The organism is Flavobacterium melibiosi (assembly GCF_048158545.1).
Taxonomy (GTDB): Bacteria; Bacteroidota; Bacteroidia; order Flavobacteriales; family Flavobacteriaceae; genus Flavobacterium; species Flavobacterium melibiosi.
Map to the genome: position 1 here is coordinate 60,563 of NZ_JBLNKU010000005.1, position 22,768 is coordinate 83,330.

16 protein-coding genes are annotated in these 22,768 nt (G+C 32.9%); 3 read left to right on the forward strand and 13 right to left on the reverse strand.

Features of this window, described 5'->3' with window-relative positions:
• Nucleotides 1-14 precede the first annotated feature (14 nt).
• From ACM55F_RS07740 to ACM55F_RS07755, 4 genes are read right to left on the reverse strand one after another with little or no spacing between them, the layout of a single operon-like run.
• Entirely contained in the window at nt 15-191 is a 177-nt protein-coding gene (locus tag ACM55F_RS07740) for a hypothetical protein (protein ID WP_416853233.1), read from the reverse strand.
• Complete coding sequence (locus ACM55F_RS07745) at nt 181-432, reverse strand: hypothetical protein (RefSeq protein WP_416853234.1); 252 nt, start codon at nt 430-432, stop codon at nt 181-183. The genes ACM55F_RS07740 and ACM55F_RS07745 overlap by 11 nt, the downstream gene beginning before the upstream one ends.
• A 7-nt stretch (nt 433-439) precedes the next feature.
• Entirely contained in the window at nt 440-877 is a 438-nt protein-coding gene (locus ACM55F_RS07750) for a DUF5675 family protein (RefSeq protein ID WP_416853235.1), read from the reverse strand.
• 1 nt (nt 878) lies between these two features.
• Nucleotides 879-1,634 (reverse strand): hypothetical protein, encoded by a 756-nt coding sequence (locus ACM55F_RS07755; protein ID WP_416853236.1) that lies wholly within the window; start codon nt 1,632-1,634, stop codon nt 879-881.
• A 1,007-nt stretch (nt 1,635-2,641) separates the two neighbouring features.
• Between ACM55F_RS07755 and ACM55F_RS07760 the strand changes: the two genes are divergently transcribed.
• The gene (locus tag ACM55F_RS07760) at nt 2,642-2,953 is read left to right on the forward strand and encodes an Arm DNA-binding domain-containing protein (protein WP_416853237.1); all 312 of its coding nucleotides are present in this window, start codon (nt 2,642-2,644) and stop codon (nt 2,951-2,953) included.
• 94 nt (nt 2,954-3,047) lie between these two features.
• Nucleotides 3,048-3,881 carry a site-specific integrase gene (locus tag ACM55F_RS07765; protein ID WP_416853238.1) on the forward strand — a complete coding sequence of 278 codons (834 nt, stop codon included), beginning with the start codon at nt 3,048-3,050 and terminating at the stop codon, nt 3,879-3,881.
• A gap of 241 nt (nt 3,882-4,122) precedes the next feature.
• Here the strand turns inward: ACM55F_RS07765 and ACM55F_RS07770 are convergent, their stop codons facing one another.
• From ACM55F_RS07770 to ACM55F_RS07800, 7 genes are all read right to left on the reverse strand, one after another.
• Nucleotides 4,123-5,040 carry a carbohydrate kinase family protein gene (locus tag ACM55F_RS07770; protein ID WP_416853239.1) on the reverse strand — a complete coding sequence of 306 codons (918 nt, stop codon included), beginning with the start codon at nt 5,038-5,040 and terminating at the stop codon, nt 4,123-4,125.
• A 65-nt stretch (nt 5,041-5,105) separates the two neighbouring features.
• Nucleotides 5,106-6,260, reverse strand: a complete 1,155-nt coding sequence (locus ACM55F_RS07775; protein WP_416853240.1) for a DUF4960 domain-containing protein — start codon at nt 6,258-6,260, stop codon at nt 5,106-5,108.
• Nucleotides 6,261-6,280: 20 nt separating this feature from the next.
• Nucleotides 6,281-8,119 (reverse strand): hypothetical protein, encoded by a 1,839-nt coding sequence (locus tag ACM55F_RS07780; protein ID WP_416853242.1) that lies wholly within the window; start codon nt 8,117-8,119, stop codon nt 6,281-6,283.
• Between the two features lie 28 nt (nt 8,120-8,147).
• Nucleotides 8,148-9,854: a RagB/SusD family nutrient uptake outer membrane protein gene (locus ACM55F_RS07785; RefSeq protein ID WP_416853243.1), complete on the reverse strand. Its 1,707-nt coding sequence runs from the start codon at nt 9,852-9,854 to the stop codon at nt 8,148-8,150.
• A gap of 11 nt (nt 9,855-9,865) precedes the next feature.
• Nucleotides 9,866-12,943 (reverse strand): SusC/RagA family TonB-linked outer membrane protein, encoded by a 3,078-nt coding sequence (locus ACM55F_RS07790; protein WP_416853244.1) that lies wholly within the window; start codon nt 12,941-12,943, stop codon nt 9,866-9,868.
• A 68-nt stretch (nt 12,944-13,011) separates the two neighbouring features.
• Nucleotides 13,012-14,610 (reverse strand): glycoside hydrolase family 32 protein, encoded by a 1,599-nt coding sequence (locus ACM55F_RS07795; RefSeq protein ID WP_416853245.1) that lies wholly within the window; start codon nt 14,608-14,610, stop codon nt 13,012-13,014.
• 5 nt (nt 14,611-14,615) lie between these two features.
• Nucleotides 14,616-15,935, reverse strand: a complete 1,320-nt coding sequence (locus ACM55F_RS07800; RefSeq protein WP_416853246.1) for a sugar porter family MFS transporter — start codon at nt 15,933-15,935, stop codon at nt 14,616-14,618.
• Nucleotides 15,936-16,502: 567 nt separating this feature from the next.
• Between ACM55F_RS07800 and ACM55F_RS07805 the strand changes: the two genes are divergently transcribed.
• On the forward strand, nt 16,503-16,694 hold the full coding sequence (locus ACM55F_RS07805) for a hypothetical protein (RefSeq protein ID WP_416853248.1): 192 nt from the start codon (nt 16,503-16,505) through the stop codon (nt 16,692-16,694).
• 132 nt (nt 16,695-16,826) lie between these two features.
• On the opposite strand, the gene ACM55F_RS07810 is transcribed toward ACM55F_RS07805, so the two are convergent.
• Together ACM55F_RS07810 and ACM55F_RS07815 are read right to left on the reverse strand one after the other, a co-directional pair.
• On the reverse strand, nt 16,827-19,370 hold the full coding sequence (locus ACM55F_RS07810; protein ID WP_416853249.1) for a glycoside hydrolase family 32 protein: 2,544 nt from the start codon (nt 19,368-19,370) through the stop codon (nt 16,827-16,829).
• Nucleotides 19,371-19,567: 197 nt separating this feature from the next.
• Entirely contained in the window at nt 19,568-22,306 is a 2,739-nt protein-coding gene (locus tag ACM55F_RS07815; RefSeq protein WP_416853251.1) for a substrate-binding domain-containing protein, read from the reverse strand.
• Nucleotides 22,307-22,768 lie beyond the last annotated feature (462 nt).

Sequence of the window (22,768 nt, forward strand, 5' to 3'; positions counted from 1 at the left end):
AAGCCAAACCCGAATTATTTCTTTTTAAATTTTGTCAATCCTTTTAAAAGGAGCGAAACCGTAAAACTTACAATTGCTCCAACGACCGCTAAGATAATTGTTTTTACAATATCTTCAGAAAGGATGTTGGGTACAATACTCAACAAAGTTCCTGATGCGGTGCCAATTCGGAGGGAAATATTAGTCTCCATCACGAGGCCTATTTTGGTTCTCTTGCTTATTTTCGGTTTTATCACCCACGGTCATTTGACTAACTGCCGAAATAACACCTCCTGCAACGGCCAAATATCCCGCTACCGTAACAACTGCCACTGGCAAAACAACTGGCGCTGCAATGACACTTCCGCTTATGGCCAACAAAGCCAATCCAATACTTCTCAAAACCCTAAAAAACTTCGGGGTTGGCGATTTTGCTCTTTCAATTAAATTCATAGTTTATCTATTTGTTTTTCTGTCTTGTCGTCCTGAGCAGAGTCGAAGGATTAGATTGGACAATTATTTTTACTTCTTCTTTGCGATCTAAAGCGGCATAAACCAAAGCTTTCAGCTTTTCCAACGCTTTTCGGGAATAACTTCCCTTTCCAATTCCAGTGTGAGAAGTTACAGGAGCAATACAGCCCAATAATTCTGTTGCGGCGTCATTGGCGGGATGGATTAAAATCAAATCTCGTCCCGGAACATTTCTCAAATGCAAGTGCCATTTGAATTTTGGGCTAAACCGCTTCTGCAAAACATATTCCCCTTCGGGAATACAAGAAACTCGTTGTTGGTTATTCAACCAGGGCAACTCGATGGTATAACAAACTATTGTGCCGTTCCATTCTAAAGTCCCTTGCGTTCCCTCGGAAAAATACGTTCTATTCAACACCAAAATCATCTTACAATCCGCTCACCTGAACCAACGCCAATGGGTTATATGAACCATTTTTCAAAGGATACATTCTACCATTTACCTCTTGATAAAACTCAACTCCAAGAGCTAAAAACAAAGGTTTTGTACTATTGGGAGTTACCGCATTCAAATGATTGATAGCTACAGTTGGAGTCATATCCCAAGGAAGAATTGCCGTTTCTGAACTTGTAGTAACGAAAACTTCCGCTTCAAAATCAATTTCTGCCCCAGCTGATATAATTTTGAAATGGGTTGTTCCACTTGGAGCTGCAATCATATTGGCAGGAATAAACGATTCTAAATCAACAGTGATTTCACCAGTAACTCGATCAATTGTTCCTACAAATGGTACAAATAAAGTAGTTCCCAATTTCCCACCGATATTGAACTCAAATCCTACAAGCAATTCTGCTTCGCCATCAATTACATTACGTAAACCACGTTCGTTGGTTAAATCCGCTTGAATTACCTTAACCATTGTTTGAGTAAGTCTACTCACCATTCTACTATCCGCAGAATTCAAGAGCAAAGTTCGCAATGCAGTTCGCAAAGTTTTGCCTGCCTTCCCTGCTCTACCAAATTCAGAACCATTTTCACGTGTTCTCTGGAACGCTGGATCATTTGCAATTCTGCTGGCATCGATTCCTCCTTTTTCACGTGCTAAATGACCATCTTTGGTTTTGTAAAAAGTAATATCCCCGATAGTACCTTTCAATTTAATTATGCCCTTCTGTCTTGCCATAATTACTAAATTTAGATTAAATTATTACTTAAAACTCTTTCAATCATCATCTGTTGCAACACCTTTCGATTGATTATGAAGCAAATTTTAGCCAATTAAACCACATAAAAAAGACTCCCCTATTCCATATGTCACTTTGTGACACAAATGGCAGAAATCGACATAAATACCCATTTAAACCCATCATAAATGGAAACAAATCGTCGCTTCTGAACGAAAGGAATTATTTACTATTTTTATTGAGTGCAAGAACTTGGATCATAAGGGTTTCAAGTTAGGCAAAGCCCAATCAAAGCTATATATAGAGTATGAGAACCGAAAACAAGAGATTATGTATCTACCCAAAAGATATACAACGCATAACTGGAAAGAGTTATCGTCAAAGCATTAGACTACTACAAAAAATAAGAAAGGAGCTCAATAAGCTCCAGAATGAGTTCGTGTCAATCGAGGAATTTTGCCAATACACGAGCTTAAAAATTGAACAGGTTGAACCTTTGATTATTGGTTAGAATTCATCTTTTAGATGTTCAAAATTTAAACTTTATCAGTTCAATAAATAATAGTTAACCTGTTCATATTTTGATAAATAAGAGCCCTTTTTTAGACGTATTTTTTGTAAATTTACATTCATCAACACAGCTGAAAAACTGTAAAAATTTGAAGGGGCACATGTAGGGGCACTTGAAAAAAAAGTATATATAGAACTCTATATATCAACCACATAGCAAAGAGTTTTCAATCCCTCTTTCTCCGCCAGTAGAAATACAAAACGAAGCAAACCCCACTAAATCGTACGATTTAGTGGGTTTTTCGCTTTTATACCATTCCAGATTATTCAAATAATCGCATAACTAAAGTGTCTTTATCGGTGTCTCTAAAAATTGTCATTTTACAGACACCGAATTTATCGAAAAGACTTGTATAGCAAGGTGTTCAGCTAATGAACATCTTGTAAAAACTAATCTTAAACAATAAATTTAGTATTAACTTAAAGTCACCACACAATGCAAAACAAAATCTCCATTCTCTATTACATCAAGAGAACAAAACCCAACTCTAATGGACAAGTTCCAATCTATTCCAGAATTACTGTAGATGGCAAACGATTTGAAATAAGTGCCAATCGTTTTATTGAACCTAGCAAATGGTCATCAGAAGGTAATAAAATGAAGGGACAATCAGAGGAAGCACGTTCAATTAATAGTTACCTTGATATTCTAAAAGGCAAAGTCAATGATGCACAAAAAGAATTAATCCATAATAACATTCCAGTTAATATTGATACAATCAAAAATAAGGTTATTGGAGTTGAGTAAAGAGCCAGAATGTTAGTTCCCATTTTCCAAGATCATAATAACAAAGTAGAAATTCTAGTAGGTCAGGAATTTGCTCCAGGAACATTAGAGCGTTATGAAACATACGATTGAATTTCTACAATGGAAATATTCCGTTTCTGATATCGACATTAAACATATTGACCATTCTTTCATAACAGAATATGAATTCTATCTGAGAAGTGTCCGCAAATGCGCCAACAACACTGCAGTCAAATACATTAAGAACTTCAAGAAAATAATCAAAATCTGTATTTCAAATGGGTGGTTAGACAAAGATCCATTCGCAGACTATAAATCAAAAATTCGTGAAGTCGAAAGAGATTATCTAACACAAGAAGAAGTTCAGGACATCTATTCTAAAGTATTTGCAACCGAGAGATTGAACCAGGTTAAAGATATTTTCGTTTTCAGCTGCTTTACTGGTTTGACTTACATAGATGTCAAAAACTTAACGGTATCGAATATCAGTATGGGTATTGATGGTGGAAAATGGATATTCACCCATCGTCAAAAAACAGAAACAGCTTCTCGCATTCCCCTCCTCCCTATTCCGGAAGAATTAATTCTGAAATATGCCAATCACCCACAATGCATAAATGAAGACAAATTATTACCTGTTTTAAGCAATCAAAAAATGAATAGCTACTTAAAGGAAATAGCGGATGTTTGCGGCATCAAAAAAGATTTAACCTTCCACATTGCTAGACATACTTTTGCGACAACTGTAACACTTACAAATGGTGTTCCCATGGAAAGCGTGAGCAAAATGTTGGGGCATAAAAATATAAGAACTACACAACATTATGCAAAAGTCTTAGATAGAAAAGTTAGTGAGGATATGGATTTATTAAAATCAAAGCTGAGTAATTTTAAGGGTCGTAATGTCTCGAATGGAACAAATTTATAAAGAAGCCTTCAAAGATCACAAATAAAAATGTTTGCTATTTCAGACAAATAAGATGAATTTATCTGAAATAACAAACATTCAAAAAATGAATTACAAAAAAACCTATTCTTTTAAAACCAAAAATATTAAGAGTAAATAGCGAATCTTATTTACGTATTTTTCGTATTATAATCGTTAGCTTAAGGAGTCAATTTGGTGTGAATATGTGGAATTACACCCAACGCGTTAATAGAATCACAAACTATTTTTTTATACTTTTTTTCTCAATTTTCATATAATCACTAACTACTTTTTCAGAAATCTTAGGATTAGCTCCTTCTTGTCCAGCTACTAAAGCACCTATTGCACAAGCATAATTCAATGATTTTTGAGGTGACTTCCCTCTTAGTAATCGTACTATTATTGAAGCTAAAAACGAATCCCCAGCACCAACAGTGTCTACTACTTTTATAAAATAACCACTATTATAATAAAATTTATCATTATAGTACAAAACTGCTCCAAATTCTCCCTTGGTAACGCAAACCTGTTTTGTATTTGTCTTTTCCGCAATAAATTTAATATTTTGTTCAAATGAATTATATGGTGATCCTAATTCGCTGCTTATTGCACGCAACTCTTCATCATTCAACTTAATAAAATCAGCTTTTAACATAAGTTCATTTAAGACATCGGTGGTGTAATATGGAGCTCTTAGATTTACATCAAAAATTTTATACTTTGCTTTCTCTAAAAGATTGTTCAAAGTGGTTCGAGTAACCTCATCCCTACATGCTAAGCTTCCAAATACAAAAACATCCGCTTCAGCAGTTACCTTTTCCATCATTTCTGTTTCTATGATCTTGTCCCAAGCTGACGGATATAAAATGTCGTAGGAGGCATTTCCCTTTTCATTAATCATTACATGAACAGCTCCCGTTTTATATTCCTCCGTAATTTGAATTAAATCGGTAGTAAGCTCTTGATCGTTTAAAAAAGATAATATGTTTTTTCCATTTTCATCATCCCCAACACGACTTATCATAGTCGTTTCTACTCCCATAGAATTCATTCGCAAAGCGACATTCAATGGTGCTCCCCCAATTTTTTTATGAGTAGGAAAAATATCCCATAAAACCTCTCCAAAACAAACCGCACTTAAAGTATATTTTTTTTCCATTTTTTAATAAATTAAATTAAAGGGCAGGATAAACCTGCCCAATAAAACCACAAGCCAAAAAATTATTATTTTGTATTTAAATAGTCTATCGAATTACGGTAGATTCCTTGTATATTAGATGCATAGGCATTCGTTCTTCCATCATTCATAGCCCATTCCATACCACCTATACCAATTGCAATAATAGTTCCAGCATAAACTGAATTCGATTTGAACTCAATAATACCCGGACAACATTCATCTCCAACTCCAGCCCAAACAGCAAGTACTTTACCTCCGTATAAATTTTCGAATTCAGCGAATTGTCCTTTTTGATGTCCTGGCGCCAATAATGATCCTAAATCCCAAAGATTGTTGTGATCTTCTTTGTATCCCCCATTAATCACAGGAAAATACCCATTAGAATCAGTAGAAATTACTTGAGTAAAGTTATAAATAGGATTGTTTCTTTGATCATTTTGGAAGTTCACTCCACCATCAATAGCCCAAGTTCCACCATCCACGAATCCAATACCATTCCCTTTTATGGTTAAAAGACCACTTTTATCACGTCCTATTACTTCAGCATAACTAGTTGCCATACCGCCTAAGAGCATTTTACCCCCTTCAACAAGATATTGAGTTAATATATTCTTTTTATCTAAACTTACTTGCGGCAAAGCAGATGTACCTTCAGTGTCATAAAAAAAGAAAACAACATTGACTGTTTTTAAAGAATTAATAGTTAAATCTGAGAAAGGTATAAATACAAACCTACTACCATAGGTGTTTTTAGCCCATTGAGCAGCCGCTTTTACATCTTCGTCAACAATCTTATCTATAGATGTGGCGTCACTAACAAAAGCTATTTGATTCGGCAGTACACGTGCATTAATAATATAATGTCTGGTTTTACCTCCTGATATTGCAGTTACTTCAAGAGGATTTGTCAAATCTACAGTTGTTCCTGATGCAGGATTTATAATTACACCCTCTGGGGTATTAATTTCCAATACAACTGAGGCTATATCTGTTTCAGAAGGCAAAACAAAATTTACAACTCCTGACAAATTATCTATCGTAGCACTTGTTTGACCTATTTTAACTGATTCAATTACATTCAACGTACTTGGCAATTGGTCGTCATAATTGAGACGTTCTTCACAAGAGTATGTGATTGTTGCTATTACTAGCAACAATACATACTTAAGTTGAAATGTGTTTATAAGTTTATTTTTCATATTAAAATTTTTGAAATTAATTAATCGTTATTGATGCTATATAAGTAATCAATAATATTTTTTGTGAAATCTTTCACATTATTTTGATACGCATTTGCTGAACCATTTGAATTCCATTCGTAACCTACAATTGTATTTGAAATTGTAAATACATGCCCTTTGTAATCTGTTGGTATTTGAGAATCAAATGAGGCATCATTTGTCAAGTCTGTTCTTTTGAATTCAACTGCTCCATATCCAAAAGCATCGCCAATGTGTCTTAGAGTTCCAAATTTAACAGCTGCCAACGTTTTTTCAAATTTAACCGCTGCATCAGAGCCACAACAGCTTGGGTTAAGAATTCCGTCGAAGTGTTGCCACCAGATTAATCTAACTTCTCTATTGGCACTATTTTGTAATGGCAAGTATTCATTTCCAGCTCCTCCATCAAAAGTCAAACCATTAAAAATAGCGTGAGTACGTCTGTTTCCAGAATTGTTTGTGTCTCTCATTCCCAATCCCCAAACATCATCAGCAGGTTTACCCGTGTCATAACATCCTGATGCACCAGCACAACCAAATTCAGAGAATACATAATTTCCAGGTGCTCTTGCAGCTCCAAAATTAGCAGGAACTCTTCCTAAAGAAAAGATAAACGGACTAGGATCTCCAGCAATTAACATATCTCCACCACCTTTTACCCAAGATTTAAGAACATTTGCTTGAGAAGCTCCAGCTCTTAAAGCCGCTGGCAACATTGTTGAAACATCGGATGGTGATGCTGAAAAGTTTTGATTTTCTGAAGGAGTAAGGTAATACAACATCGCAACCTTAACATCTCCTATATTTTGAGCTGAAATATCCGCAATTTTAATGTATTTAAAATTTGCACCGTAGGTAGTTTGCATCCAAGTTGCGGCCGCTTTTGCATCATCGTCAACTAAAGAACTAATATCATTTTCCAACCCTAAGAAAGCATATTTAGTAGGGGCTATAGATTCAACAGTTACATCATATACTTTTGTTAGATTTTCCTTGTTTTTAACCGTATAGGTAACTTTACCAGTACTAAAGTCTTGTATTACACCAGAAGCAGGTGTTACTGTTTGTTCAGCAGGCAATGTAATTACTGGTGCTAAACTAGCTAGGTTTGATCCTGGAGGCAAAATAACCACAATTGAATTTGCAGCATTATCAATAATACCAACAGTTCCATTTATTACAAATGAGTCAATTCTAGGCACTTGTATTTGTGTAACCGTTACAGTATATTGTTTAGCGGTGTATCCATTATTTGATAAAACAGTATACACTTTTGGAGAAGTAAAATCACGGGCAACTCCAGAAGCAACATCTACTGTAGTTCCTCCAGCAATTACAAATGAAGGTGCTAAATTATTTAAATTACCATCTTGACTTCCGATTTCAACTGAAATAGTATTATTTGCTTCATCAATTACACCCAATTTATCTCCAATCGAGAATGATAATATTTTGGGATCACCATAAGACCCAATACTAGCTGTATAGGTTCTATGAGCTCCATTTGTAGAAACTACCTCAAAGGTTACTGGACCATTACTGAAATCTACTGTAGATCCTGAAGCTGGTGTTACTGTAGCAGATTCTGGTAGTCTAATTTCAGGTATAACATTTTTCAAATCAGTTCCAGAAGGCAATGTCATTGTAATTGTACCAATGGTATGATTAATATCGGCATATTTAGATCCTACTTTAAAAGATTGAACAATAGATTCCGTATAATCCGGAACATTATCTGAAAAATTATCATCTTTTGAACATGAGATTACAGTAAAGATAAGTATCAAAAATGCTAATGCTATTTTATATATAGCTAGGTGGTTTTTAATTGTTTTCATATTGTATAATATTTGGTTAGTTTTTTAATTAATATCCGGCTCTTTGTATATACACTCCTGAACTTGCATCAATTTCAATTTGTGGTATAGGCAAATATTGTTCGTGAGCTTGTAATGAAGCACTTTGTAAATAAGTTCGACGAGTTTTTTCAACTTGAATATAGTTGTTTACATAAGTTTCAGCTATGCCCCATCGTACTAGGTCATAAAAACCGTGTCCTTCATTTGCCAATTCTAATCGTCTTTCCATTCTAAGGGCTTTTCTTGCTGCATCTTGCGACAAACTCAAAGGATATAGATTTATTAAATAATTAGCTGCATTTACTGATGGATTATTGAAATCTTTCACATAAGGTGAATTTTTGGCTCTATTTCTAATTTCATTAATTATGGCAACCCCACCGGAAACATTTGTTCCAGATTCAATTAAAGCCTCTGCTTTCCATAACATCAAATCACTGTATTTGATAAGAGGAAAGTCTAAATTACCTAGTGCCCAAGGGAATCCTGTAGGATTTGAAGCCAAACCGTTTGAATTTGGAGAAATCATATTTTTCTTAGGTTCAAAATAACCATAAGTAGCAGCATCTCTACTCCAAGTAGTTTGTTGAGGTTGTGCTTTCCAGTCTTTCCAAGAAATTCCAGGTCTACCAATAACGTGGTCCAATCTTGGATCTACAATATCCGTAGCAGTAACATTAGCGTTATTATAACTGTCAAATAGAGGAAGTCCATCGGCACCAACTTTAAATACATTCGCTAGATTTTGTGAAGGTTTGTCAAAATCATCTCCATTCAAATACGGATGGTTTATATCGTCTCCTGCGCTATCAGGGGAACTTAATAAATTTCCAAAATTTAGATTTCCAAATTGAGAACCGTCATTTATAGAAAACTGAACTGCAAATATGTTTTCACGATTTCCGTAACCCGGGATTGAATATAATTTTTCGATATCGGTTACTAAACCATAATTTCCAGAATTAATAACATAGTCTGCACTTACAATTGCTTCAGGCCATTTTTTTTGAAAGACTTGTGCTTTACATAAGTAAGCATAAGCTACCACTTTGTTTACTCTACCTAATTCCGTTTGTGTATCTGGTAAAAGAGCAATTGCTTCGGTTAAATCACCTTCGACTTTAGACCACATAAAACTAGTATCAAAAGTGTTTGGAATTTTATTAATATCAGCAACGGGTGTATTTTCATCATACCAAACTATAGATCCAAAATTTTTAATGGCTTCAAAATAAAAATGAGCTCTCAAGACTTTTAGTTCACCAATCCTTTCTTTCTTGTTAGGAAATTGAGCTTCATCTATTGTATTAATAGCTCTTAAAGCCGAATCCACCCTTTTAATTCCAAAATAAATCGCTCTCCAAACATTGTAAGCATTTTCACTTGAAGGGAATAAATCGTGTGTTTCAAGCTGATGCATTCCTCCTCCAGGATTATCACCAGTTCCACCACCCCCTTTATAGGAATCACCACAACGTATATCACTTGTTGCCCAATTGGACGGAGCGTGGTCAAAAGGCCATAAGTCTCTAAATTCACCTGTATTATAACGATAATCAAGTGCACTATATGCCGCTATTACTAATTGCTCAGGGTCAATATTATCTGCCGATAACACATAATTCTCCTTTACATCTAAATCACTGTCATTTACGCAAGAAAGCAATTGAATGCTTATCATTATAGTAAATGCTATTTTAAATTTTGTTTTCATGTTTTAATATTTTAAAAATTTGCGTTAATCCCGAAAGTCATCGATTTTGTATGAGGAATTCCGTAACCTGCCACACCAATTCCTCCAGCACTTAAACCAGAAACCTCATAGTCAAAGCCCGTAAAAGAAGTTAGAGAAAACAAATTTTGTCCCACTAGATAAAATCTCAATTTATTCATTCCTAACTTTTTGGTAAAGTCATTATCAAAATTATACCCGAATGTTATTGTTTTCAGTCTCACATAAGAACCGTCTTCAACAAAATAACTAGAAGGTTGTAATTCATTATTACTATTTAAAGTTGATAATGCAGGAATATTAGAATTTGCGTTACTTGGTGTCCAAGCGTCTAAAGTATTTGTATTGTGATTGAAACTAAAATAATCAAAATCGCCTATTGAACGCTGTGCATTATACAAATCATTTCCTTGTTTCCCATCAAAATATAAGGTCAAATCAAATCCTTTGTAAGAAGAATACAAGTTTACTCCATATATGAAATCAGGATGTGGGTTGCCAATGATTGTTCTGTCAAATTGGTCAATTTTACCATCAAGATTTACATCTCTGTATCTAATTTTACCCAATGCTTTTCCGGGTTGATCTGCGTGAACAGCAACTTCTTCTGGGGTTCTAAATAGTCCGTCAGCAATTAATCCGTAAAAAGAAGCTATTGGGGATCCTTTTTTAGTTATTGACACACCATTAAGTAAAAAATTGGACTCTGTATCTAAACTTTCTACGTTATTTTTATAGGTTGAGAAATTCAAATCAACCCCATATTTGAAATCATTTTTGGAATTACTTTTGTAACTCAATACCGCTTCAAAACCTTTGTTACTAACTGAACCTGCATTAATTAATGGCGGTTGACTTTCTCCATTTATGGATAAAGCAATTGGTCTTAAAATTAGATCATTGGTAGTTTTCGTATAGAAATCAGTTTGTAACGATATTCTTTCGTTTAAAAATCCTAAATCGAATCCAACATTATATTGTTCTGTTGACTCCCATTTAAGATCAGGATTCGCCTGACGTGATTGCAATACACCACCTGAAGTACCAAGACCTGTTCCACTAATGTCATAATCTGAAAACTCGACAACATTACCAACAGTATTATCTACATAACTTGAAAGATAAGAGTAATCAGCTATTTGATCATTTCCATTTACACCCCAAGATGCTCTCAGTTTGAAATTAGAAACGTACTTATTGTCCGTTAAAAACTTCTCGTTTTTTGCATTCCAAGCTACCGAAGCTGATGGGAAAATACCATATTTATTATTTTCTCCAAACCTTGATGATCCGTCTCTTCTTACTGTACCCGATACAATATATCGGTCATCAAAAATATATTTAACAGAACCAAATTGTGAAATCTTAAATGTTTCCACTTTTCCTACTAATGTTTTATATTGCGCATTATCATTTATCACATAACCGGCAGGATCAGTAATGTTTACACCATTAATTTGGTTGTTATGAAAATTTTCTTCTCTGGCTGAATTTTCTATACCTCCTAATAATGACAACCTATGTTTTCCAAAACTTTTATCATATTTTAAAGTATTAGTAAAAATGGTAGCTAGATAATCATTATCCACATCATCAGTAGTGATTTTCTGAAATACAGAAGGAATTGTTCCATTTGTTGAAAATGCTTGAGTCGCAGTATTAAATCTATAGGTGCCTTTATCAAAATTTAAAGTTGTATTGAATACCAATCCTTCAATAATTTTAAAATCCAAATAAGCATTTCCTAAAAACCTTTGATTCTTTTGTTCGTTTTTTCTATTACTCCATAAATTTGCTACAGTGTTTGGTTTATCTTGCATTCCACCAGTTATTAAAGTAGCGTAATCTCCAAGATTAGAATATACTGGAAGCAATGGGTTTTGTAGAATGGAATTTTCAAATTCATTTGCTTTCACCTCATTAAATTTAGAGTACAAGAAATTTTCACCTATAGTTACTCTTTCCTTAAAGAGTTTATATGAGGTATTTATTCTCGCATTGAAGCGGTCATAACTTGTATATCTCTGTACACCATTATCTTCCGAATAACTCAATTGAGTATATAAACTTAAGTTTTCAGTTCCTTTTCTATATCCAAAATCGGTGTTGCTCGAAAATGAATCATTTGTAATTTCATTTACCCAATTTGTATTGGCTGCCGTTTGTAAACCATTTGGATCTAAATATTGAGGTATTGTAAAACCAGACCCATTATTAATTAAAACGGGATGTGTCGGAGAGGCAATTCCAGCACCTAATTGCGCTTGATATTCCACATCTGCCCATTGTTGTGAATTAAGCAAACTGATTTTATCTCTTAAGGTATTGACAGTTACTTCAGATTTGAAACTAAATTCAGAAACTCCTTTTTTACCTTTATTAGTAGTAACTATGATAACTCCATTTGCAGCAGAAGTTCCATAAATAGCTGCAGATGCTCCATCTTTTAATACTTGAATAGATTCTATTTCTTCAGGATTTAATGAGGATGAGCTTGTAGTTTGAACTCCGTCAATTACCCATAAAGGTGCAGAACCACTAGTTACAGTAGTTAAACCCCTAATTAATATTTGAGAGTCATTTCCTCCTGGCGTTCCTCCGGAATTAATTTGCAAACCAGCAACTCTACCTTGTAAAGCTGTTAAAATATTAGGACTTGATTCTTGAGCAATGTCTGATACTTTAACAACCGTAATAGCACCTGCTAAATCTGATTTTTTCTCTTTTGTATACCCAACAACTACAACTTCTGAAAGATTATTTGAACTAGATTGTAATTTAATACTGTAAGTTACTTTTGAAGTTACTTTTATTTTAGCATCTAAGTAACCAATATAAGAAACCATCAAATTTACTCCTTCATCAACAGAAATTTTAAATTTACCATCTATATCTGTAGTTGTTCCATTTTTTGAACCCTCTACTAGAATATTAGCCCCTGGTAAAGGTTGACCATCGTCTGCTAAGACTGACCCATTAATTTGTCTTTGTTGCCCTGAAGCAATAAACACCAAGAAAAACAAGCATATTGACAATATGTTTTTCTTGTTTTTAAAATACTTAATTTTCATACATTTATAGTTTTAGTTGTTAGTTTTTAAGTTTGTTTTTATTCTTTCAATTTGCTTTTTTACATTTATTATTTACTTTTTAGTTGGTTTATCATTACATTTTTAAGTTCGAAATCAGAATTCGATTTAACTATTGAAAAAGAATCCATTGGTTTATCCGAGAAATAAATCTCAGTCATAACTGTCTTTCCATTATCATAAAATACTTCGATTGAGGTTTTATCGATAATCACTCTCACTTCGATTGAATTAAAATCTGTTGTAATGGGTGCTTTTGATATTTTATTGGCAAATACATCAGAGAAAGTGGTTTGACTTACCTTTTTTCGATCAATATAGAAATACTTGTCTTTTTTATTAATTCCAAAATGGATGGCATTATTTTCTTTATTGGAAAGGATAAAATCATAGTTGTCATCCTTTAAACCATTCATAGTAAAACGAATATCTAAACTTGACATATCTAGAGTAGATTTGTCGACAATTACAGTTGTATTATCAATGGTAAGAAGATCCTTTTTAATAGTCTTTGAAATATACTTTTCCAATTCTTTTACTGGCAGAGAAACAATTCGATAATGCCCCTCAGTGTTTATAAGTTTCAATTCTCTTGGAATGGTCATAGCACTTCTCCACTTTTCAGTAGGTACTTTTTCAGCATATTGCCAATTGGACATCCAACCTATAAATAATTTACGACCATCAGAATCTGGAATATTAGACCAAGTAACTCCTGCATAATTATCCTTGCCGTAGTCAACCCACAAAGCTTCAAATTTGTTTAAATCTTGGGCAAATGAATTATCTAGTGTAAAAGTTTTTCCATCGAAATCACCGACAAAATATTGAGTAGCCGATCCTCCATTTGGACCTCCTGGATTAATACTTTGTAAAAGCACCCATTTCATTTCGGTTGAACCTTCAACTTTAATAGGAAAAAAATCCGGGCACTCCCAAGGCGCTCCATGCGCACCTAGATTCTTGCCAAATCCAGAAGCCAATTCCCAGTCAATTAAATTGGAAGAACGATATATTATAGTTTCCACATCGGCAGCAAGAACCATTATCCATTGATTATGAATGGCATCCCACGTTATTTTTGGATCTCTGAAATCTTTAATATTTGGGTTTTTAATTACCGGATTATTCTTGTATTTTGTCCAAGTCATTCCTTCATCTAAAGAATAAGCAATAGCTTGCGATTGAAAATCTATTGCTCCAGTTTTTGCTTTTACAGCATCGTGATAAGTAAACATTGCTACAATTGGTGGATTTTTTAAACTCCCAAATCCAGAAGTATTATTTACATCAACTACTGAACCTCCTGAAAATATATACCCCATCTCATCTGGATAAAGTGCAATTTTTTCTTCCTTCCAAGTAATCATATCTTTACTTGTAGCGTGTCCCCAATGCATCGGACCCCAAACGTTATCATTTGGATAATGCTGAAAGCATAAATGATACAAGCCTTTGTAGAAAAACATCCCATTGGGGTCATTCATCCATCCACTTTTAGGCGTGAAATGAAAATTGGGTCTATACAATTCTTCGTTGGTTACTACTTTTTCATTACTTGTTTTAGTAGAATTACAACCATTCATTACAACCAATATTAAGATAATAAATACTCTTTTAAAAATTCCAAATTTTGCTATATTCATCATAATTCTTATTTATTAATTAATCCCTTACTTACGTCTTCCAAAGAAATTCCTTTGGTTTCCGGCATCATAAAAATGACAAACAGCAATTGGAAAACCATCATAAAAGCAAAAAAGGCAAATACATTTCCAACGCCAAAACTTGTAAAAAGGATGGGTACCATCGAAGGGATAATAGCTGCTAAAACCCAATGTACAGAACTACCAAAAGACTGTCCGGAAGCTCTCAAATGATTGGGAAATATTTCAGAAATAAATACCCAAATAACAGCTCCTTGACCGATTGCGTGAGATGCAATGAAGAGAAATAAAAACCCAGGCACTGCCAGTCCAGTCCAGTTTAAGTAAAACGAAGTTGCCACCATTGAAAGTGAGAAAATATAACCAATAGATCCGAAAATCATTAATTTGCGTCTTCCCAATCGATCAATAAGATAAACTCCAATTAGTGTAAAGATTAAATTTATAAAACCAATACCGATGCTACTCAACAAGGCAGTTTTTGCACCTAATCCAGCTTCTTCAAATATTCTGGGAGCATAATATAGAAAGGCATTAATTCCTGATAATTGATTAAAAGCGGCAATCAAGAAAACCAATATCAGTTGGAAACGGTATTTTTTCATAAAAATATTTTCGTTCAATGGAGTACTATTGCTATTATTACTTAATTCCTCCAAAATACTTTGGACGTCTTCTTTTGAACCAATTTTATCAAAAATAAGTTTGGCTTCTTCAATTCTAAGCATTGAATACAACCATCTTGGACTTTCAGGAATGCTAAATGCCATTAGTGTATAAAGGATAGACGGAAAAACCTGAACACCAAGCATCCATCTCCAAGCATTTGGACCTACATCACTTAGAAGATAGTTAGATAAAAAAGCAATTAAAATTCCCAATACAATATTAAATTGATACAATCCCACTAAACGCCCTCTATCCTTAGCAGGTGCGATTTCAGATATATAAGCTGGTGCCGCAATTGTTGAAGCGCCAATTCCTAAACCTCCCAGAAACCTAAAAAAAGCAAATACAAACGGATCATTTGAAAGTGCTGAACCAGCAGCAGAAATAGAAAATAAAACACCTATAATTAATAAGGTCTTTTTTCTACCTAACTTATTTGTTGGAATTCCTCCAAAAATAGCACCTATAACCGTGCCCCAAAGTGCCATTGCCATCACTACTGAACCGTGGAAAACATCACTTGAATTCCATAACAACTGTAACGTTTTGTCTGCCCCTGAAATCACTACTGTATCGAAGCCAAATAGAAATCCTGCGAAAGACGCAATGAGTGACCATCTCAAAATTTTATTATTCATAAATCATGTTTTTAATTATTATCAAACTTATTATTAAACAGTAAGATAACGTTTTCGTAATGTATCCATTTACTTCAAATTTGTTACACAAATCACAACTATTTGATTTTAAACAAATTAACATACTCGTAAGACATGATTGTATAATATTGTAACATGAAATTATGATTTCGAAACAAAAAATAAATTAAAAAAAAGTTTTAAATAATTTAAGTAGCCTGAAATTGCATAAAGTGTTTTTTTAATTTTAATTTTTTACACTTATAGCAATAACAAGACTCTAAAAGAAATAGTAATAGTTTAAAATTTTGGGATTATCACTTTAAAAAAGTAATTAATCTATAGTATTCAAACAGCCTAATTTTTGAATTTACAGATCCAAAACCTGTAGATTAACATAGGATATAGACTTTAGATTGGTTGGAATGAAATGCTAGCTTATGTGAAGTATACTACTCTGATAAAGAACAAGGCAAACGTTATGGACTACAGCATAAACGCATTGGTAAAGAAAATCTAGACGATAACCAAGAAAGAAGATTTTTATGAATGTCTTACTGGCAAAAAATGACAAAAACCCACCAGAGAGAACGCATCACAGAAGCAGTTGACAGACAAAAATTAAAACACTGGCAAGCCAAAAACAATGAAGGTCCATACCAGGGCAATGCGTTAAAGACAAAGGAAACAGGAGTAGTGAACTTACCTTTTTTTGACATATTCCAAAAAAGAATAATAACACTAAAGAATACCAAATAAAAAAACCGTCTCAATTTTTTTGAGACGGTTTCATTCAAAATGAGAGATTAGTTAATAATTGCTGCGATTGTACTTGATTTATGAACAAAAAAAGACAAACAATTATAAACTACTAATTTTGATTTCTCATTACTATTCTACTATTATTTTAGCATCAAACAATTCATTTTTCAATAGCCCTTTTATTATATAAACACCTCTGATGGCTTTATTTCCATTATCCATAATACCATCCCAATGAATTATTAGATCATTGGCATCTACTATTCTTTCAATCTTTTTAACAGGAAATCCTGTTATATCAAAAATATAAGCATAAACAGGAGTCGCCGCAGTTATATCTCCAAATTTAATGTTGAAATTATCACTTGATGGATTCGGAAAAACAACTGGATGCATTATTTCATCTTTTTTTTCGATATACTTTGATGTAGATGCAGTTCCGCCTCCTTGAATATTGTATATTTTTAAATCGGTTGCTGTTGCTGAACCTCCCTGGGCATATAAATCAATTAAATTATTCCCGGTTGAAGGAAAAGAACGTGTAGCAAAAGCTAATTCTTCATTAACGAAAACCTCTATTACAGACGCATCGACAAAAATCCTCCAATTAATATTTCCTGCCGGTAATACATAATTAGTAGATTGATTAGATAGCGGGACCCCCGTAAGAATTGACGATTTACTTCTATCTACTACAAAACTACTTGTAGTATAATCATAGTAAATTAATGTTTGTTCTCCAGTTGCGGTATTTTTATTTAAAGAAAAACCAACTTTTGTAGTAGTTCCTGGATTAATAGTAGCAACGATTTCATATTGAGATCCTGTTGAATTATTTAATACATTTGAGCTATTTTGGTCAAAAATCACATTGGTGAAATTTTTAGAAGCTCCTCTAAGACTTAATACATTTGGATGTGGAACTTGTTTTATTTTACCATTGACAAGTGTCCAAACTCTAGGTAAACTAAATGTGTGCGCCCAGCCTTGCTCTTTGTGTTTTGCAGAAGTAACGCCATCTGGAATAATTCCTATTGCGGTTAAATTTCCATTTGCATCAGGATGAATAGAAGGAGATAATAATTGATTAATTACATCTAATCGTTCCGGAACGGGATTATCCCTAACGAATTGCGATCCATTAAAATTTCCAGTCCAATACAGTGCATTTGCATTAGGTAGTTTGTTAATTAACAAAATTGATTTTGCGCCAAAATTATAATAAATAGGCATTTCCCAATATTCTCCAGTTCCATCTGCTGAAGGATTTCCCTCTAGCATTGTTCCTTGAGGGGACCAATTTTTAAAATCGGATGAAGTAGATTTATACAAATACAATGCTCCTCGTGAGGTTCCACTTCTTAAACCAGAACCAATCATCATATACCAATCAGAATTGTGTTGAAATACAAAAGGATCTCTAAAATCAGCATTTGCTGAGGAAGTTGGCGCATTTGGTATAATTGCATTTGAATTTTTAGTCCATGTATCGTAAGGAGCTATTGAAGTCGCAAGTCCTATAGCGGCTCTAGCTTTATTTACACCAGTATAAAAAATAAAGGGTTGACCGTTACTTATTATGGCATGTCCTGACCAAATCCCTACTTCGTCAAATCCAGGTTGAGGCCATAAAATTTGTTTTTTTTCTTCCCAGGTTACTAAATCACTACTCACATAATGTCCCCAATTAATATGTTCTAAATAAGGCCCGTTCAAATTTCTTTGACTAAAAATATGGTATTTATTGTCAATATATAGCAATCCGTGCGATTCATTAGTCCAACCCGCAGATGGAAGTAAATGGTATTTTGGTCGATGAATATCATTGGCAAAACGAACCGCAGTCGGAATTTTAAGATCCGGATCTGATGGTGTAAATTTAGTGTACTGAGTTAGTATCTCAGCAGCTGTTAGGTCTTTATTCCAAAGTGCTACTTTATCTATTGCTCCAGTTAAACCATTGGTATCAAATCCAGCGATTGTTTTAGACTTTGATTCTTTTCCAATATAAATTGTGGCATTATTATCCCATAAAAGTGTCCCAATATCAAACGTAGTACTTTTAATTTGAACACCATTTAAATACAATGAAGCTGTTCCGCTTGAAGCATTTATATTTAATGCTATGTTGCTCCACTTTTTAAGCACTACTTCTTGATCAGAAACAATCTGAATCACATTTGTCCCCACTTTAAATTGACCAATAACTTTCCCGTGATGATTGATTCCTAAAGCAACTCCAGCACTAGTAGATGTGTTTACATTGGAAAAAATAGCAGCGTTTGTATTTTCGGTAATTGGATCTAAATCTTTTCTTTGTACAGGAAAAGCTGCTGGTGCAATCCAGCCAGAGACACATACTTTTGAGGTTGGATAAGTTACACTTGCATTTCCGGTAGCCCAACCATAAAAACCATTAACTCTTAATGAATTTCCTTCAACGCCCACAATTCGTTCAGATGAACCAGAAGGTCCATTTATATTAAAACTGGCATTTGTTTTGGTTTCTGATAGTGTTTGTCCAGAAGTTTCATTAAAACTAAATGATAAAAGCTCGGTAGCCACATTAGGGTTTGGATTCGGATTTGGGTTCGGACTTGGACTTGGATCATTTTTGGATTTACATCCAATAAGTATAAGTCCTGACAGGATAATTGTTATGTACTTTTTCATTTTATACTATTTTTTTATAAAATTACTAGAATACTATAATGACCTAATTAAGTATTGTTACACCTGCCTAGTAATTTTAAAAAAAAACTTAACCCCAATAAAACAAGGAGTTAAGAAAAAAACAATGCTACAAAATCAATATAAAAAGACACTAAAAATCACTATATCTATAAAAATGTTACATTGTTTTAGCACAATTAATTATTTCTAAAGTCTTTTGGGGGTATTCCGTACTTAGTTTTAAAAGTAGTTGAGAAATAATTAGGAGAAGCAAAGCCGCAAGAATAGGCAATCTCGGAGATGTTCATTGTTGTGTTCATTAATAGCTCTTTTGCTTTCTCTAATCTAAAATTATTAATATAATCTCCCACTCCTATACCTAAAACTGCTTTTACTTTTCTATACAGTTGCACTCGTGAAATATTTAATTTACTGGCAAGATTTTCAACAGAAAAAGAGGAGTCATCAATGTTTGTTTCTAAAATCAAATTAATCTTATTCAAAAACTCTCTTTCAATTAAGCTAAGTCCATCGTTTTCGATTTTATTTATATTTTTAGTATAGTAATAACGTAACTTTTCTCTGTTAAACAGTAATCCTTTTATAGATTGCTTTAAGACTTTTAGATTAAAAGGTTTTGTTAAAAATAAATCTGCTCCAACTTCTAATGACTTTATATAAGTATTATTATCATCCATTGCTGTTAAAATGATTACAGGAATATGGGAAGTAATCATATTTGTTTTTAAAACTTCACAAATTTCAAAACCATTCTTCTCCGGTAAATTTAAATCACAAACAACAATATCTGGCATTAACTCCAAGGCCATTTCAATTGCTTTGGTTCCGTTACACCTGCTAACTATGTAATTTTCTTTTAATTTTGTAGCAATAAAATCTAGTAAATCAGCATTATCCTCAATAATTAAAACAGAAGGTTTGTTTTCTGGAATTAGGGATTCTGTACTAGGAGTTAATTCAGATTCTAAATACTCATATCCATTTTCACTATCTGAAGAATAAGTGCTTTCATCTATAATTTTTGATTTATCGATATGGCTATCTCCTAATTTTAAATAAACAGAAAATTCGGCGCCATTAATTGACTTAACTTCTATTATACCCTCGTGCAAATCAACAAAGTTTTTAGATAAATTCAATCCAATACCTGAACTATTTCTATAGTTATTAGAACCTTGGAAAAAGGGACTGAAAATTTGATTTATTTCCTTTTCAGGAATACCAATACCGGAATCTTTGAAATTAATTTTAACAAGCCCTTTGTCTTTTTCTTGACGTATTTTAAGTTCAATTTTACCTCCATCTGGAGTGAATTTAAAACAATTAGATAACAGGTTATAGTAAACCTTATCCATTAAATTTGGATCAAAATAAACGTCTAAACCCTCATTATCCGTTTCAATTGTATAATTTATTTTTCTTTTTTTGGCCTCTCTTTTAAATTCTTTGAACATATTAACCGAAAATTTCCAAAGATTATTTTTGGATAGTTGCAGCGTGAATTTTTTATCCTCGACCTTTCTAAAATCCAACAATTGATTAATCAATCGAAGTAATCTCAAAGAATTATTATACATTATGTCTAAATCTTTTTTAACAGAATGACTTTTATTTTGAAATTCATCGTGTAAAGATTCAACGGAACTTAATATTAGGGTCAAAGGGGTTTTAAATTCATGAGAGATACCGGTAAAAAAATTAATTTTGGATTCATTACTTTCTTTAAGTTTCTCTACAAATTTTTCAATTTCATTCCTTTGGCTAGTAATTTTATAATTAGTCACTTCTAATAGTCTTTTCTTTTTTCTCATTGAAAATATGGAATAAACACTAAAAACAGCTAAACAGAATATTACTACTAAAAGAAAACTTAGCAACTTAATTAAATTATATAATGTTAAGTATTTCTTTTCTTGTTCTTTGATTACATTCTGTTGTGTTTCAATATTAGATTGCTGTTGCGTCACTTTGTCAAATTGATTGCTCATTATATCAGCATTTAAAGAGTCAATCAAAATGGTGTTAAGTACGTTATTTTTAGAGACTATTTCTTTATTTGCAAGTTTAATTGCCAGCTTTATCGCTTCACTACCGCCTGTTGGATATAATATAGTTGCTGTCAACTTACCATCTTTAACCGCCTGTATTCCACCATTTGGATCATTCAATCCATCTATCCCTATAAATTTTATATTTTTTTCTCTACCTTTTCGTTTGGCTGCCTCCCATGCTTGAAGTGCAATAATATCATTAAAAGCAAAGACATAATCTATTTTTGGCATACTGTCCAAGACCTTACTAAAATTAGTATTTAGTGATGCTAAATTCGGAGCAGTTATACTTATCTTTTTAATGTTTGGGTATTGGTCGATAATTTGTTTAAATCCTAAACTTCTCTCTACGCCAGGTGAGATATCCGTCGTTGCCTTAATTTCCAGAATAGTTGCATGAGCCTTAGACATCGAAACAATATATTTTCCAGCAATATGACCTACTTCAACATTATCAGCTCCTAAAAATGAAGTGTAATTTGATGTATTAACTTTTCTATCAACTATAATTACAGGTATTCCTTTTTTATTAGCTTTTTCTATTACCGGTACTATAGAATCTGATCCATAAGGTGCCACTATGATAACATCTAATTGGTTATCAATCATTTTTTCTATATCTTCAATCTGCTTTTTTGTACTGCTATTTGCATTGTAAATAGTTAAGTCAATTTCTGGATGAAGTGAAGCTTCAATCTTGACAGTATTATCCATTGATTTCCTCCAGCTATCATCCTCCGATATACTTTGTGAAAATCCAATTGAAATAGTTTTTTTACTATTATCATTTGAATTACAGGAAAACAGTGTAATTAGTACCAATACTATATATATTCTTCTTGACATAAAATTTGAGGTATTCATAAAATTTATATTGAGTACTCTAAGAATTCAATTTCACTAAGTAAGACTTACTTTTCTTAGAAATTATTTAAAAATAATTCACTCTGTAAAAGTGGTCAATAATATTGAGAAATTATTTTTAATTAGGTGATTTAATAAGCTAAATCAAAAGTTAAGCAAAAGTAATTATTTTTAGAATAAATTAAGAATATCATATTTATTTCTTTAAATATAATTGCGAAAAATATTTATTTTTAGAATTAACTAAATACTTACAATGCAAATTGAAATGGAAACAGCTTTTTTTGTAATTTGTAATATATTTATCTCAGTATCTTTTATTTATGTCTGTTCCTCCAACTGCAATTATAATACCTATCCCCTAGCTCATAAATCTTCCCTCTCAGGTAAAGACCTAAAAACCAAATCACAATAAAACCTATTATTTCATACCATTCCATAACTCAAATATAGAGTGCATAG